Source organism: Methanohalophilus sp. DAL1 (assembly GCF_001683555.1).
GTDB lineage: Archaea > Halobacteriota > Methanosarcinia > Methanosarcinales > Methanosarcinaceae > Methanohalophilus > Methanohalophilus euhalobius.
In genome coordinates this window covers 12,969-27,853 of sequence record NZ_MAFX01000001.1, presented here as the reverse complement: position 1 = coordinate 27,853, position 14,885 = coordinate 12,969, and the positions used below count along the sequence as shown (strand labels likewise).

13 protein-coding genes and 3 tRNA genes are annotated in these 14,885 nt (G+C 42.3%); 3 read left to right on the top strand and 13 right to left on the bottom strand.

Annotation, left to right across the window (positions count from 1 at the left end):
* From A9957_RS00175 to mbhE, 9 genes are all read right to left on the bottom strand, one after another.
* A complete protein-coding gene (locus A9957_RS00175) occupies positions 1–240 on the bottom strand; it encodes a hypothetical protein (RefSeq protein ID WP_096711567.1) in 240 nt (79 codons plus the stop codon).
* Positions 241–246: 6 nt separating this feature from the next.
* Positions 247–1,305 (bottom strand): L-threonylcarbamoyladenylate synthase, encoded by a 1,059-nt coding sequence (locus A9957_RS00170; RefSeq protein ID WP_292342806.1) that lies wholly within the window; start codon positions 1,303–1,305, stop codon positions 247–249.
* A 61-nt stretch (positions 1,306–1,366) separates the two neighbouring features.
* Entirely contained in the window at positions 1,367–1,747 is a 381-nt protein-coding gene (mnhG, locus tag A9957_RS00165) for a monovalent cation/H(+) antiporter subunit G (protein WP_292342814.1), read from the bottom strand.
* 23 nt (positions 1,748–1,770) lie between these two features.
* Positions 1,771–2,040 carry a cation:proton antiporter gene (locus A9957_RS00160; RefSeq protein WP_105460546.1) on the bottom strand — a complete coding sequence of 90 codons (270 nt, stop codon included), beginning with the start codon at positions 2,038–2,040 and terminating at the stop codon, positions 1,771–1,773.
* Entirely contained in the window at positions 2,037–2,531 is a 495-nt protein-coding gene (locus A9957_RS00155; protein WP_105460547.1) for a Na+/H+ antiporter subunit E, read from the bottom strand. Before A9957_RS00155 ends, A9957_RS00160 begins: the two co-directional genes overlap by 4 nt.
* Entirely contained in the window at positions 2,528–4,066 is a 1,539-nt protein-coding gene (locus A9957_RS00150; RefSeq protein WP_105460548.1) for a proton-conducting transporter membrane subunit, read from the bottom strand. The genes A9957_RS00155 and A9957_RS00150 overlap by 4 nt, the downstream gene beginning before the upstream one ends.
* Positions 4,063–4,482 (bottom strand): NADH-quinone oxidoreductase subunit K, encoded by a 420-nt coding sequence (locus A9957_RS00145; RefSeq protein ID WP_105460549.1) that lies wholly within the window; start codon positions 4,480–4,482, stop codon positions 4,063–4,065. The genes A9957_RS00150 and A9957_RS00145 overlap by 4 nt, the downstream gene beginning before the upstream one ends.
* Positions 4,479–4,895, bottom strand: a complete 417-nt coding sequence (locus A9957_RS00140; protein WP_292342804.1) for a monovalent cation/H+ antiporter subunit B — start codon at positions 4,893–4,895, stop codon at positions 4,479–4,481. Before A9957_RS00140 ends, A9957_RS00145 begins: the two co-directional genes overlap by 4 nt.
* Positions 4,892–7,261, bottom strand: coding sequence for a hydrogen gas-evolving membrane-bound hydrogenase subunit E (gene mbhE / locus A9957_RS00135; RefSeq protein ID WP_105460551.1), 2,370 nt, complete (start codon positions 7,259–7,261; stop codon positions 4,892–4,894). Before mbhE ends, A9957_RS00140 begins: the two co-directional genes overlap by 4 nt.
* Positions 7,262–7,574: 313 nt before the next feature.
* Between mbhE and A9957_RS00130 the strand changes: the two genes are divergently transcribed.
* The 3 genes from A9957_RS00130 (at position 7,575) to A9957_RS00120 (ending at position 7,865) form a co-directional block, all read left to right on the top strand.
* Positions 7,575–7,648 (top strand) — tRNA-Val (locus A9957_RS00130).
* Positions 7,649–7,705: 57 nt separating this feature from the next.
* Positions 7,706–7,782: transfer RNA gene (locus tag A9957_RS00125), tRNA-Phe, on the top strand.
* Between the two features lie 11 nt (positions 7,783–7,793).
* Positions 7,794–7,865, top strand: a tRNA-Gly gene (locus tag A9957_RS00120).
* 259 nt (positions 7,866–8,124) lie between these two features.
* Here the strand turns inward: A9957_RS00120 and A9957_RS00115 are convergent.
* From A9957_RS00115 to tnpB, 4 genes are all read right to left on the bottom strand, one after another.
* Positions 8,125–10,914: a DEAD/DEAH box helicase gene (locus A9957_RS00115; protein ID WP_105460621.1), complete on the bottom strand. Its 2,790-nt coding sequence runs from the start codon at positions 10,912–10,914 to the stop codon at positions 8,125–8,127.
* A gap of 90 nt (positions 10,915–11,004) precedes the next feature.
* Positions 11,005–12,930: a hydantoinase/oxoprolinase family protein gene (locus A9957_RS00110; RefSeq protein ID WP_292342803.1), complete on the bottom strand. Its 1,926-nt coding sequence runs from the start codon at positions 12,928–12,930 to the stop codon at positions 11,005–11,007.
* 128 nt (positions 12,931–13,058) lie between these two features.
* Positions 13,059–13,514: a DNA polymerase ligase N-terminal domain-containing protein gene (locus tag A9957_RS00105; RefSeq protein WP_096711557.1), complete on the bottom strand. Its 456-nt coding sequence runs from the start codon at positions 13,512–13,514 to the stop codon at positions 13,059–13,061.
* A 97-nt stretch (positions 13,515–13,611) separates the two neighbouring features.
* Positions 13,612–14,724: an IS200/IS605 family element RNA-guided endonuclease TnpB gene (gene tnpB, locus A9957_RS00100; protein ID WP_292342802.1), complete on the bottom strand. Its 1,113-nt coding sequence runs from the start codon at positions 14,722–14,724 to the stop codon at positions 13,612–13,614.
* Positions 14,725–14,885 lie beyond the last annotated feature (161 nt).

Here is a 14,885-nt window from a genome sequence, read left to right as displayed (position 1 = left end):
TCACTTTGGCTGGTGCTTTTGCATTTCTTTTTTTGCCAACATGTTGGAGCCGAACGTATACAGAAGGATTACAATTCCCAGCCAGATAAAATGCTCTCCGATATCCGGTCTGCCTATATATTTTAATGCAAGACCTGTAGCCAGGACAAACATGTTTGCCAGGCCGATTTTCTTGTTTCTTTTAACGGTACTTTGATACATCTGCTTGTGTACAAGATATTCTTTTTTCTCATCCTTCATAGGTGTTCACATCCGTGGTGTAGTTATAATCATATCAGCTGCTTTTTGCAGTCTCTCAAGGACTGCAGCTCCAATCCCTTTTTCAGTAAAAGACCCGTCTACAATTATCAAATCCATACCTTTTGAATCCATCTCTCTTAATCCTGCAAAAATACACTTTGCTGCTTTCTCGGGTTTAGTTGCCTGGCCTATAGATAATTTTTCTTCCAATGGGAAATTGTTTTGGATCTCTTCTGTAAGTAACAATCCTGCCCTTTCCTGGTTCTCATTGGTGTTTCCAATAAGGTCTGCAATTTTAGCAGATACATCTTTTGCTTTTCCCTGCACCAGTATAACCTTTGCAGAAGGGGAATAATGGGTATATTTCATGCCGGGTGAAAGAGGTTTTTCCATATGGTCCTTTTTTGCATATCCAATACATACTTCTGTGTTTGTGCATTGCTGTATATCTTCGGCAGAAATCTTTCCCGGGCGCAATATCACCGGGACCTCTCCGCGTGCATCGACTACAGTGGATTCCACACCAATTTCTACTTCCCCTCCGTCCACAATTGCATCGATTCGGCCTTTAAGGTCTTCCTCGACATGGAATGCAGTTGTAGGGCTGGGCCGACCGGAAATGTTTGCGCTGGGGGCAGCAATAGGTTTGCAGGCTGCCTCTATAATATTTTGGGCAATCTGGTTTGCAGGCATGCGGATTGCTACGGTCTCAAGTCTTCCCGTAGTTATATAAGGCACCATATCTGTTTTTTCGAGAATTATTGTCAGGGGTCCTGGCCAGAAGCATTCTGCAAGTTTTCTAGCAATTGGGGTAAAAGTGCTCACAAGTTGTTTGCATTGGCTCTGATTTGATACATGGACTATAAGGGGATTATCAGCAGGCCTGCCCTTTGCTTTGAATATTTGCTTTACAGCTTGTGGGTTAAGCGCATCGGCTCCCAGTCCATAAACCGTTTCTGTAGGGAAGGCAACAGTTTTGCCTTCTCGCAAGAACTCTCCTGCCTTTTTGAATACATCGTCTGCTGTCTTTTCAGCAATCCTCATAATCTCTGTTCTTTTTTGCATATGGGATACTTGTTCCATCTCTTCCCTATCTCTAGACAGACTTACCTTATATCTTTAACTTTCACATATGCTCATGTTCATCTTCAATAGTTTCTTCATGTTTAACCGGGCAGCTGGAATTTATTATACAATAGGTTTTACCGTAGTCATCTACAGTTGATTCTTCACAAAGTCCAACTCCGTGCCTGTGAGCAGCCCTGCTTATCATGTGAGCTGCTACGGGAGCTGTTAACAGAAGAAAAAGACCAACAGTAATTGCTTTGATTCCCATGGGTCCGAACCCAAGTTTTACAACGATTCCCATCATTACTCCAAAGGCTCCAAGTGTTCCGATCTTGGTTGTTGCGTGAAGCCGGTTGTATACATCAGGGAGCCGATAAAGTCCCAGCATTCCCAGGAATACAAAGAACATTCCCGCGAAGAAGAAAAAATTGCTAAGAATATCCTGTATAAATGTTATGTTATTCAGAATACCACTCCCTCATCCAGATATTTTGCGATTGTGACGGTTCCTACAAAGGCTATAATAGAAATCACAAGAGCTACATCCATGAAGAACACAGATCCCTGGACAAAAGAATAAACACCCAGCATAACCACAATTACTGTTGTAAGGGCATCGACTGCAATAACCCTGTCGGGAATTGTCGGACCTTTGATAATCCTGTGGATACAGGGGATGATTGATAATACCATAAATACAAGTGCTATGTCAAGCAAGTGGATTGTGTTCATTCGAAAGCCTCCAGTACATATTCTTCCAGATCGTCCTTTATGGAATCACGTATTTCCTTTGCATTGTCGATGTCAATACAATGTACATACAATGCAGATTTGTCATCAGATACATCAATAGTAAGGGTTCCCGGCGTCAGGGTGATGGTATTTGCGATAGCTGTAATACCAACATCTGTTTTTGCCCTGATGGGAACTGCTATAATTCCGGGTTTTATATCGATTTTTGGTTGCAGTACAATTTTTGCTACAACGATACTTGCCTTTACAATCTCAACTATGAGTATGGAGAGATAATGTATCTGTTTTGGTATGCGGTTTAATTTATCCCTGTATGAAAATTCCTCTCCGAAATTATAGAGTTCCTTAAATGGCCTGATCAGGAATGGTCCGATCATGGCACCTATGAGGAAATTGCTGAGGTTTACGACACCGTGAACAAAACACCAGACAAAACCAAGTGCAATTGAATACAGAACATACCTCTTCATCTTACGCTCCCTCCCAGGACTGCGTTAATGTATGGTTGCGGATTAAGAAGCTGATTTGCAATCTCACTTGAAAGGGATATCAATGGTTCTGAATACACACCAAGGATGAGTACAGCTGCTGCAAGTATAATTATTGGTACTGTTATCATTGGTGAAGGTCTATGTGATGAATACGGGCCATATTTTTCAAAATCCCTTGCTTCACCCCAGAACATGAGTAACCATGCCCTGAACATGTAGAATATTGTAAAAACTGCGAATGCAAATCCTATAAGCACTGGCAAATAATATTCTCCCAACATAGCCGCGTCAAAAAGGACAAATTTTGCTATAAAACCTCCCAGTGGCGGCATTCCTGCAATGGACATCGCTCCTATAAGGAACATGCTACTCATTAGAGGTGCACTTTTGACCATTCCTCCCATATGATGCATATCCCTTGTTTTGGCATGGTGAATAATCCCTCCGGATGTCAGGAAAAGCATGGATTTGGCAATTGCATGATTAACAAGATATACCAAAGAAGCTGCAAGGGCATAAGCTGTTCCCATTCCAATCCCCAGAAAAACATAACCTATCTGGCTGACGCTGGAATAGGCAAGTAGGCGTTTGACATCATTCTGGCCTACAGCAGCAATAGCCCCTATTGCTATGGTAATCAATGCAAGCAGGATGATAATTGGTTGCAGTAAAAACAGTGCATCTTTAAAGACCAGGAAATATACCCGGAGAATTCCGTATGCTCCCACTTTGATCATAACGCCGCTAAGCATGGCACTTATGGGTGATGGAGCTGTCGGGTGGACATCCGGCAGCCAGTAATGAAGAGGGAATATGGCTGCCTTGTTACCAAAAACGATGAGAAATAATAAAGCAATGAAATAGATATGCCAGGGTAGGGTCCCTGCATCACTCAGTGCGGATATTTTCACTGAAAGGTCTGCCATGTTCAGTGTGCCCACCGTTGCATAGAGGGAGGCAACTGCAACCAGCATTAGCATTGAACCGATTATGTTCAGTATGAGATACTTGAAGGTTGCCTCCATTTTATCGGAAACTTTTGTGACACCTCCGTTTTCCGAAGCTACTACCAATCCGCATGATGAAAGCAGCAGTATTTCGAAAAACACGAACATATTGAAAATGTCCCCTGTGAGGAATGTTCCATTTAAGCCTGCAACAAGCAGGTTAAAAAGAGAATGATATGTTGTGTTCAGGGACTTTCCTTCGATATAATCAAGGGAATATATAAGCGCAAGCAGGGATATCCCTGAACTCAATACAACCATCCCGGAGCCCAGCAGGTCGGCAACGAGTATGATGCCATATTTACCCCATTCCCCAACTTCGTAAACCTGTATTCCGCTCTTCCATACTTGCAAGAGGAGAATAATACTCATCAATAATATGGATGCTGATACAATTATGTTGAGGATTTTCTGGAAAGTTGGTCTGGAACGCAGCATTATCATTAATGCTGACATAAGTATGGGTATTGCAACCAGTAGTATTGGGAGATGTTCCTGAATATTCATCCCCGCAGCCTCCTGAGTATCCTTACATCGGTGGTACCGTATTCTTCATGGATGCGGTAGGCCAATATAAGTATAAATGCAGTTGTTGCGAGACTGATGACAATAGCTGTCAGTACAAGAGCCTGTACAAGCGGATCTACGAAAGGGGTTTCCATTCCAGAAGGTACTATTGGTGCAAGTATACCTTCTGATAATTTATCTGTAAAAATTATCCCGCTGCCAGAACCATGATGCCCCTCTGTTATTATAGGAGCTTTTTCACCATCAAATACTCCGGTTGAAACTATTAGCATATTTACTGCATGGGAGATGAGGGATAAACCAATGATGATTTTTATGATGTCCCTGCGCAGGATTAGAAATGTCCCAACACCAAAGATCAGGGCTATTGCAATCGATAATATTGTATTGTTCATTTGTCTTCACCCACGTTTTTGAATATATGTAGCAGAGTGCCAATAACGACAAAATATACTCCAATATCAAAGAGGGTGGCTGATGCCAACTCTATTTCACCGTAGAGGGGAATCTCTACAAATTTAATTGAACTCCTGAAGAAATTATGTCCATATACAATTGCCCCAAAAGCGGTTAGTGAAGAAAGAAGTAATCCAAAACCGAACCATTTATCCCATGAAGGGTTAAAGAAGGATTTGATATATTTCAAACCGAAAACAACATAGGTCAGGGAGATTACCGAAGCAAACATTACGCCTCCTATAAATCCTCCTCCCGGATTATTATGTCCTGCAAGTAAGAGGGATATTGAGAACAGGATAACAAGGGGTATGCAGACTTTGGTAATTGTTTTTGTAATTAATGTTGTCATTCTCCTTCACCTCTGCTGTGTATTAGGTTATAGACTCCCAGGGCTGCCAGACATAACACTGAAATTTCTCCCAACGTATCATAACCACGGAAATCCACAAGGATTACATTTACAATATTATGCCCTCCTGCAAGTGGAACACTGTTTTCCAGGAAATAATAGGAAAGCGATTCAAAGGGTGAAACAATACCTTGGGTTGCATTGAGAAGCAAGACCAGCACTGTAGCTGCGACAGCAGATGAAATTACTATATCCCTTGCCAGAATGGTTTTTGGAATTTTTTCCTTGAATGTCTGGGGAATCTTTGCTATTACAAGCAGGAATATTATTGTGGAGAGGGTTTCCACAAGCACCTGTGTAAGAGCAAGATCGGGTGCTTTGAGATATATAAATATTAGACTGACAAGGTAACCAACCGCCGAAAGTGCGATTACAGCAGCCAGGTATCTGTGAAGGGTTGCTGCTGCAATTGCTGCGATGACCATGAGGACCATTATCAGTGCCTCGTAAGGGGGAATGTCAAAATTAAGGTTGGCAGGGAACACCTGTGTTGCCATCATGAATGCTGGTATGGCAAACAGTATGACCATTAAAAATAATATAGCATAGATGTAGAGCTTTATGCTACCGGGCTGGGCAAAATTGGCAAATCCTTTTGCGCTTCCCTTTGCTCCATCAATAATCCTGTCATAGTAATAGTTCACACTTACCCGGGGGTATTTTGCATTAAACCTATCCTGCCAGGCCGCTATACTATCATAGCGTGTGTAAATTGTCAGGCCTGCTATGAAAGTGATTACTGTCATGAAAAGGGCCGGTGTAAAACCATGCCAGAGTTTGACATGCAGATGTACTTCCTCGAGCAAGATTCCCGCGGTTGTAGGTTCAATTATATTGTGGATCGGAATCGAAGGGACTAGGCCAAACAGGATAACCAGGCCTGCAAGGAATGCTGCAGGAATAAGCATTGTGTACGGTGGTTCATGTATATGTTCAGGTAGGTGGTCATGGTGTTTTTCCCCCAGGAATATCCCGTCGATAAGTTTGATGGAATAAGCAAAGGTAAACACACCTCCCAGTACTGCTGCTGCCGGTATCAGGAATGTGAAAGGTCCTCCGAGAATATGTCCCATCTCAACCGAGGTTTCGTAGAACATTTCCTTACTAAGGAAACCATTAAGAGGTGGAATTCCTGCCATTGCAAGGGCTGCTATGGATGCAATGATAAAGGTAATAGGCATGTCTTTTCGCAAGCCACCAAGTTTGCGTATGTCCCTGGTGGCTGCTTCGTGTGCAACAATGCCTGCTACCAGGAAAAGACACGCTTTGAAAGTTGCGTGATTGAGAAGATGGAAAGTTGCTGCTGCCACTCCTAAGCCGGGTTCGTGGTAGGATGTGTAACCATACATTGTCATCATGTATGCCAGCTGGCTGATAGTTGAATAGGCCAGGATTGCTTTGATGTCTGTCTGGCGGAATGCCAAAAATCCCGCAAGCAGCATTGTGAATATGCCAATTCCACTTACTAAGATAAACCAGGCTTCTGTACCTGAAAATATGGGGTGTATCCTGGCTACCAGATATATTCCGGCCTTAACCATTGTTGCTGAATGCAAAAAAGCACTGACTGGTGTGGGAGCCTCCATTGCATTTGGAAGCCATATGTAAAAGGGCCCCTGTGCGGATTTGGCAGCTGCACCTATCAGGATAAGTATCAGTGTTATTAAGAAGAAAGGATGAGCTTTGATGTTTTCAATCATCGCGGGGTTCTGGAGAATAGTAGCGATATCATAGGAACCTGTAATAGTATGTAGCAGGATAAATCCTGCCAGCATGAAAAGACCGCCACCTGCTGTGAGCAGCAGGGATTTTGTGGCTCCGTAGATGGAAGCGGGTTTATCTCTCCAATAACCGATAAGCATGAATGATGTGATACTGGTAAGTTCCCAGAATATGAAGAGCTGGAGTGTATTCCCTGCAAAGACCATACCGATCATGGACCCCATGAATAAGAGCAAGTACTGGTAATAACGGGGGAGGTCTTCCTTGTGGGACATGTACCCATTGGAATAGGACATTATAATTACACCGATACCGGATGCTATGAATCCGATCATCATAGCCAGTCCATCGGCATAAATGCTGAATTCTGCACCGATGCTTGGCATCCACTCAATTGAATGTTGTATTATATGTCCATGAATTATTTCGGGAGCTACTATACCTATTAATGCAAAGCTCAGGAAGGCAATTCCTGCTGCAAACCAACCGATCCTGTGCTTCAGGAACTTTTCCAGCAGCGGTATGAATATCGCCGCGGCAAAGGGTAAAAATATAGCCAGTATGATTACCGTAAAGGAGTCCATGTCTCTCCTTAATTAAATTCCAATATATAACTGTTGTTCATGATCAATAAATATTTTTATTAAGTCCATTTGATCATATTTATCTATTGTTCTTCTTCGTTTGTTATTTGTTCAAGTCAGACCGCGGTTCTTAATCATTATTCATTTTGCTTTGTCAGATTTTATGGCCTGGCGGCGCTGTCTTCTTTACATATACCTCTCTAGGGGGGGGGCAACAAAATATATATAGGTTTAATCTGTATAGGGAGAGTGCTTCAGGGTGGCCCTGAGGTACAGGGCGTCTGCGTTTTTGTAGATGTCTGATAAACAGAATGGGCCCGTGGTCTAGTAGGTTATGACATCGCCTTGACATGGCGGGGATCCTGAGTTCGACTCTCAGCGGGCCCACTTCCGAAATTGCGATATACTTAAATAAAAAAACCACATGTATGTGGTGCTCCCAATGCCCAGGTAGCTCAGTTTGGGAGAGCGCTGCCCTGAAGAGGCAGTCGTCCCCGGTTCGAGTCCGGGTCTGGGCACCAATTCAGTATGGACATCAGTAGTGTAGTGGTTATCACCGGGCGTTGCCAACGCTCGAACCCGGGTTCGAATCCCGGCTGATGTATAACTATTTTTTTCTTTTATCCTTTGGCCTTATTTGATATATCGTCCTTCAAATTACCGGGTGTAATTCTTTCTACTATAATGCATTTTAGTATACTTTTTGAAGTTGTATACCAGGATTTTGCTATCAAGTCATTTATCCACGGATAAAAATATACTTCAGGGTGAATGACTATCTACTAAAAATATAAAGGTGAAAGATATAAATTTTTATATGCATAAATAGCCAGATGATAAAATAATGTTCGAGATCCCCATTATCAGCCATTTACGCTCTTTCGTGCCTTCCCAAGCAACTCTTGAATCCGCTTTATATCATCTTTATCTTTTGGATGCAATCCAAGTGCCTGTTTGTACATCTGTATGGCCATACCGTAATTGCACATTCCATGAAAAGCCCGCCCCTTCATTTCCCAGATTACCGGTTTGTTCATGCCTTGCTGTACAAGGGTATCAAAACACCTGTTTGCCTGTGAATATTTGCCAAGCTGTATACAGGCCACTCCCTTGTTAAACAGGGCATTCTTGTTGGACGGTTCCATCTCCAGTGCTTTGCTGAACAATTCATAGGCTTTTTTGTGGTCTGTCCTGCATTCCTGGCCCTGTATTATCAGTTCTTCAACACTCGCTTTTTTCTTATTCCGCAATTTACTTCGGGCACGGTTTAATGCATCTGTGTTGCTTGTATTATTTGTAGAAAGTTTGCCCTGCGATTTTGAGACGGTTTTTCTTTCCTTCTTTGCAGGTGGTATGTATTTCTCCAATCCAAGTATTTCATGCATTATCATTATAGCTGCATGTTTATCCAGTGGCTCATTGTTATTGCCACATTTCGGGGACTGGATACATGAAGGACATCCCTCTTCACAGGGGCATCCCTTGATTGCTTTTAAGGTAACATCAAGCATTTCTTCAATTTTGTCAAAACCGTTCTCTGCAAAACCAACACCTCCTTCATGACCATCATAGATGAATATCCCGCTTCTTCCCTCCAGGTCTCCATGTGATGGCGTGGATACTCCTGCGACATCGTTGCGATCTGCAAGCAGATGTACCGGATACATTGCTATCATTGCATGTTCAATTGCATGCAGGCCACCGGCAAAATCCCGCTTCTGTTTACTCACCATCTCCTCATAGCCTGCAGGCAGGTCTATCCACAAACTTTCGGTTTCAAGGGATGAAGGGGGCATTTCTATTTCCTTCCTGCCCATCTCTTCATCCGATCCGTGCCGTATTCTCCGGAAACCTGTCACCTGTTCGACAACTTCGACCCTTCCCAAACCGACGGTAATATCGTCCAGTTTCCCGGGTTTTTTTTCTTCGTACTTTTCCCTCAGGAATATCTCGGAAGCAACCATTGGTTTGGTATAATAATCAGCTTTACCTTTCTCAACAAGGATTTCTTTCTTGCTGTGGTTCATCATTTGCACAACATAGGGATTTCCCATATGGATATAGATGGCTCCTTCAAATGCTTCCCTGAAAGCCATTGAGCGTTCCAGGTCTTTTTCAATAATCTTCCTCTTGCCACCTGTGGTATCTATAAGGCAATATCCGTTCCTACCGGCTCCCCTTATGTTCACCTGTCCATGGGGATGGTTATCAAGACAGATTGTACCCTTTTCATTTTCTGCAAGCAATTTTTCTTCCTTCAGGACTCCAATAACATCCCGTATTCCGCTACCGAAATCCTTCTCGTCCTCCTGTTGCAGGGGTAATTCTTTTGCTGCACACAGTATATGTCCCGTTTGTATGTAGGTATTTTCAGGATTAATGACAGCCTCTTCGCAGGATTTTGCAAAAAATTTCTCTGGATTGCGCATGTAATATTGGTCCAGGGCATTCTGGCCGGCCACAAGTACCACCATGCTTTCGTTCTCTCCTCTGCCGGCCCTTCCGGCCTGCTGTCGGGTGCTCATTATAGTGCCGGGAAATTCATCAAGGATACAACCATCGAGTCCTCCGATATCAATTCCGAGTTCTAAGGCATTTGTTGAAAGGACGCCTTTAAGAGTACCATTCTGCAATTGTTTTTCTATGAGAATCCTGTCTTCTGGACTATATCCACCGCGATAAGGGGCGATCCTTTCTTTCAACCCCCGGTTTTGCAGTTCCTTTTTTGATTGGAGGTACATTCTCTCCATTTTCTGGCGGGAACGGGTAAAAAGAATAGTTTGCAATCCTTCCTGTATTAATGTGGTAAACAACCGGTTTGAATCTGCAAAACTGCTTTTGCGCAGGAAGTAACCCTTTTTGTTATAGTATGCCGGCGGGTTCCAGAATACAAACTTCTGTGCTCCCCTGCCTGAACCATCCCTGTCAATGACCTCCATGTTTTTTCCAGTCAGGTTGCATGCATGTTTGCCGGGATTGCCAATGGTGGCGCTGCAGCATATGTATTGGGGATTGGATCCGTAGTGATCGCATATTCTCTGCAGCCGGCGCAAAAGATTTGCCATGTTGCTGCCGGTGACTCCGGTGTAATAATGGCTTTCATCGAGGATTATGTATTTCAGGTTGGATAATACTCTGTACCACTGCTGTTTCCAGCCCAGTACACTCATATGCAGCATTTCGGGATTGGTAAAAATAATATTTGCATCGGCTTTTGCCTGCCATCTCTCTTCTTTAGAGGACGGCCCTACAAAACGGCCAATGTCAATCCTTTCACCCAGTATATCTCTCAATTTCACAAAATTTGAATACTGATCATTGGCAAGGGCATTTAGAGGTGATATATAAAGGACAGTAGAGGCAGGATGGTCCATTATTTCTTCAAAAACAGGTATTGTATATGCCAGGGATTTTCCGCTGGCCGTACTGGTTGCCAGTACGATGTTTTTACCACTTCTGATCTTCTCAATGGCTTCTGTCTGATGGGAATATAGTCTTTTAATTCCTCTTTCATGCAGGGCAAACCTGAGCAATGGCTTGATATCAACATTATCATACTTTCCCTGTCTTTCTTTTATGGATTCACTGTGTACGATTTGCCCTTCGTAGCCCCTGGATGATGTTATTTTGGAAAGTATTTTTTCGATATCCATTGTTTTTTCCTCTTCCATGCCCCTGAATAAATGTGTATATCCTGACGGCAAACTTGTTGGGGTCGTATAGAGGATTGTTTATTCTTATGTTTATCCGATGTTTGGGGTACCTACACCCATCACTATCAGGCGTGTTTCCATTGGTGGGTGATGCCAGCCATCCGGGACCACAGTTTTCTTTTCAAACGTGATTTTCACCCTCTCAGAATCTATACGGCATTTGTTCATGTATCCTTTAACAATACTCTCTCCGGTTTTTCTTGCAAAATCCAGGGCATCCACATATTTCTTGAACTGCTTTCTTTGCCCGGGTGCAAATACAAGAAAATTCTCTTCGGGCCGTTGCAGGGAATGTGGCCGGATCATAATATCCACGCGTTTGATCCCTTTTCCCATAAGTGCTCCTACCGCATTACCAACTTCAAAATTTTCAGGTACCTTTATGTCTGCGATCAATATTTTTTGTATTTCATCCACGTAAGCCTTAACAGGTCCCCCAACCAGGGCTACAGGAATATCCAGATTCAAACGTGCCGGATATTTGCCGTTAAGTATGTCCGTGATCACTTTTTCATCAACATCCGGCAGCAGGAAGTGAATAAGTTCTTTTGACATATTTTTTGCAAACATTTCTTTGATATTTTTACAAAACTCTATCTTGTTCTTCCTGAGAAGTTTTGAAAGCATCTCTGCCCCTTTTTCAGAAGCTTCTGCATTCCACTCCGTATAATCTCCCAGTACATGCAGGGCATCTGTCGGAGTGAATCCTATTGCCTGGACAATTCTTTTCTGTATCAGGGAATCCAGTACATTGGCAGAAGGTATCCCATTTAGTTGATGAGAAATAGTCTGTATGGAAACCGGTTGTTCACCCAGTAAGTCCAGGATTTCTTTCTCTTGTGGATCAATATGCTGGTGGTCCGATTGATTCTTTATGAAAAAGCGGGTTGGCTGGAAATTTTCATTTTCCATTACACGGAAGGTAGGTGCCTGTTCGCTCAGGATCTCCATAAGTTGTGGGTGATGTGTAGCAGCCATACATAGAGGTATTACTCTTCTGGGTCCGATATTTATGCTCTTTTTAGTAACCCAGATGTGACTGTCTCCTCCCATAGCAGAAGTTTCCATGTCGATTGCTTTGACCCTTGTTTTCCAGCCACCAACTGTAGCCCCTTCTGCTTTTAACTCCGGTAGTCCTTTGTAGATAGCAGAAACATCGGTGCTTGTGCCTCCAACATCCATAACGGCACATGTATCCAGGTTTGCTAGGTATGAAGCACCCACAAGACTTGCTGCAGGTCCGGAAAAAATAGTTTCGATTGGCCGATGCAGAGCATCCTCTATATTGACCACAGATCCATCACAACGCAACATCAGCATTTTTTCCTTTATTCCGAGTTTTTCGATTTCATGGATGACTGACCGGATGAATTTTGTAGTAACAGGAATAAGCTGGGCATTGAGGAGGGCAGTGACAGCTCGTTCATAGGCTCCGAGTTCCTGGGAAAGTTCATGGCCGCATACAACCGGTTTGCCGGTAAGTTCGAGGATTTTATCCTTTACTTTAAGTTCATGTTCCGGATTACGGGTTCCAAAATAGGCAGAAACTGCGAATACCGAAACCCTGCCTTGCACTTCTTTGATATATTCTTCCACTTTTTTCATGTCCAGGGGTGTCGACTCTTCACCGTTTTGGTCGTGTCCTCCGGCTATGAATACATAATTCTCTGCAGCAAGTTCTCTTTCCAGTGGATGGTCACCGATCAGGATTAGGGAGGCGGATGCACCGGTTTTTTCCAGAAGGGTATTTGTGGAAAGTGTTGTGGATACGGAAACCAGGTTTATGTTTTCCATATATTCCCGGTTCAACAATTCCAGGACGTTATGTATGCCCATAATGAGGTCCGGATAGGTAGTAAGGGATTTAGCCCAGTCTACGACTTTCCCATCCCGGTTACGGATAAGAACTGCATCCGTGTACGTTCCGCCAGCATCAATTCCCAGATTGTATTGCATTTTCCTTTCACTCCAAAAGGAGATTTTCCGGTTGGTATAAATGCTTTTGTATTTAACTTCCGGGTTCAATGCGTTTTTTATAGCCGGGATGGGTGTATTTTATGATTATTTGTATGGGATACCCGGATTCAGTTATCTGCTTTCTTCTTGAAAAATAACCAGCCCTTATCGTTCTTGCCGTACTTCGTCTTAATAAGAACATAGTCGCCAGTCAATTGTTTTCCTTTTAGTGTGACGATGATTTCCTTGTCTTCAATCTTTATTGCTTTGTAGTTTCCCCTGTCCCATATTTCAACTTTGCCGGCTCCGTATTGTCCTTCAGGTATTTCTCCCTCAAAATCGGCATATTCCATTGGGTGGTCTTCCGTCTGTATGGCAAGTCTCTTGATTCCGGCTTTTTTTGGAGGTTGTTTGGGAACTGCCCAGCTTTTCAGTACGCCATCAATCTCTAGCCTGAGATCATAATGCAGATTGCTGGCATCATGTTTCTGTATTACAAAAATAGGCTCATCGGATCTGGAAGTCTCTTTGGCTTCAGGTTCAGATGTCCTGTTAGAATCTCTTTTTTTCCTGTATTCTTCCAGCGTGAACTACCACCCTCTGAATAGGGTGGCTTCCTGCTTCATAGCCCTTCCCATTGAAAACAACTCCACAGGCTCTCCCCGTAGTTCCTACGGTGCTTCAAATACCTATCAAATTCTGTTTATTTAAAGCAAACTTCTTAATATTAATTGCAGCATTGACATCTCTGTCATGGGATGCACCACAATCAGGACATTGCCATTGTCTTTCTACAAGTGTAATGTTGTTGTTATGATACCCACAGACATTGCATATTTTCGTGGATGGTTCAAATTGTCCAATTCTCAATATGCTTTTCCCATACCATTCTGCTTTATATTCCAATTTGGTTACAAAAGAACTCCATGATACATCACTAATGGATTGTGCAAGTTTATGATTTTTCAACATTCCAGATACGGTTAATGTTTCCAGTGCAATAGCTTGGTTTTCGCTAATTAATCTGGAAGTTAATTTATGCTGAAAATCATTTCTCTGATTTGCTATTTTCTCATGAAGTTTGGCTATCTGCTGTTTTGCTTTATCTCTATTTTTTGAACCTCTTTGTTTTCGTGAGAGACGCTTTTGTAATACCTTCAGTCTTTTCACTGAATTATTAAGATGCCTGGGGTTATCTATTTTTTCACCGTTAGACATGATGGCAAAATCTTTGATACCAACATCAATACCAACCGCACTATTTTCATCAAAATCCTGTTTATCAGGTAATTCTTTACCATCATCTACAAGAATGCTAATGAAATATTTACCAGACGGTATCTTTGATACTGTTGCGGTTTTACATTTTCCATCAAAGTGCCTGTGTAATATTGTTTTAATCCATCCAATTTTGGGAAGTTTCACTTTATTCTTCTCAAAATCCACTTTATAATATTGTGGAACAGAAAATGATTGTACTGGATTTTTCTTTGATTTAAAATTTGGAAAACCCGTTTTCTCACGGAAAAACCTGGTAAAAGCATTATCCAGATTAAGAGTAGCTCCACGCAAAGATTGTGAATTAACCTCTTTCAGCCATTCCATATCTTCATACAATGTTGGAATAGTTTTATTTAATGTGAATCTGGATACCGCTTTCCCATCTTGTTCATAAGTTTTAATTTTCTGTTCTAACGCCCAATTATAGATTACCCTCACACATCCGAAATGCTTACTGAACATTTCTTCTTGCTGTTTTGTAGGATACATTCTATATTTGTAGGCTTTCAACATGTATATTCACCTGTGTCTTTGACACTATTTATATTTTGTATCAAAACAATGAAAGACGCATTCATCTCCTACATCACGGAAGGAGTCTTCTGCTTAATTAGATTAAAAACGGTCGTGTGGATTGTGTGAACACTGTGCACAAAAGAAATAATATAGAAGGA

Excerpts from the sequence above, each read along its gene's own strand:
- A9957_RS00145 (WP_105460549.1), bottom strand. The coding sequence starts at position 4,482 with ATGAACAATACAATATTATCGATTGCAATAGCCCTGATCTTTGGTGTT.
- A9957_RS00155 (WP_105460547.1), bottom strand. The coding sequence starts at position 2,531 with ATGAAGAGGTATGTTCTGTATTCAATTGCACTTGGTTTTGTCTGGTGT.
- A9957_RS00160 (WP_105460546.1), bottom strand. The coding sequence starts at position 2,040 with ATGAACACAATCCACTTGCTTGACATAGCACTTGTATTTATGGTATTA.
- A9957_RS00115 (WP_105460621.1), bottom strand. The coding sequence starts at position 10,914 with ATGGATATCGAAAAAATACTTTCCAAAATAACATCATCCAGGGGCTAC.
- mbhE (WP_105460551.1), bottom strand. The coding sequence starts at position 7,261 with ATGGACTCCTTTACGGTAATCATACTGGCTATATTTTTACCCTTTGCC.
- A9957_RS00140 (WP_292342804.1), bottom strand. The coding sequence starts at position 4,895 with ATGACAACATTAATTACAAAAACAATTACCAAAGTCTGCATACCCCTT.
- A9957_RS00170 (WP_292342806.1), bottom strand. The coding sequence starts at position 1,305 with ATGCAAAAAAGAACAGAGATTATGAGGATTGCTGAAAAGACAGCAGAC.
- A9957_RS00150 (WP_105460548.1), bottom strand. The coding sequence starts at position 4,066 with ATGAATATTCAGGAACATCTCCCAATACTACTGGTTGCAATACCCATA.
- A9957_RS00110 (WP_292342803.1), bottom strand. The coding sequence starts at position 12,930 with ATGCAATACAATCTGGGAATTGATGCTGGCGGAACGTACACGGATGCA.
- tnpB (WP_292342802.1), bottom strand. The coding sequence starts at position 14,724 with ATGTTGAAAGCCTACAAATATAGAATGTATCCTACAAAACAGCAAGAA.
- A9957_RS00175 (WP_096711567.1), bottom strand. The coding sequence starts at position 240 with ATGAAGGATGAGAAAAAAGAATATCTTGTACACAAGCAGATGTATCAA.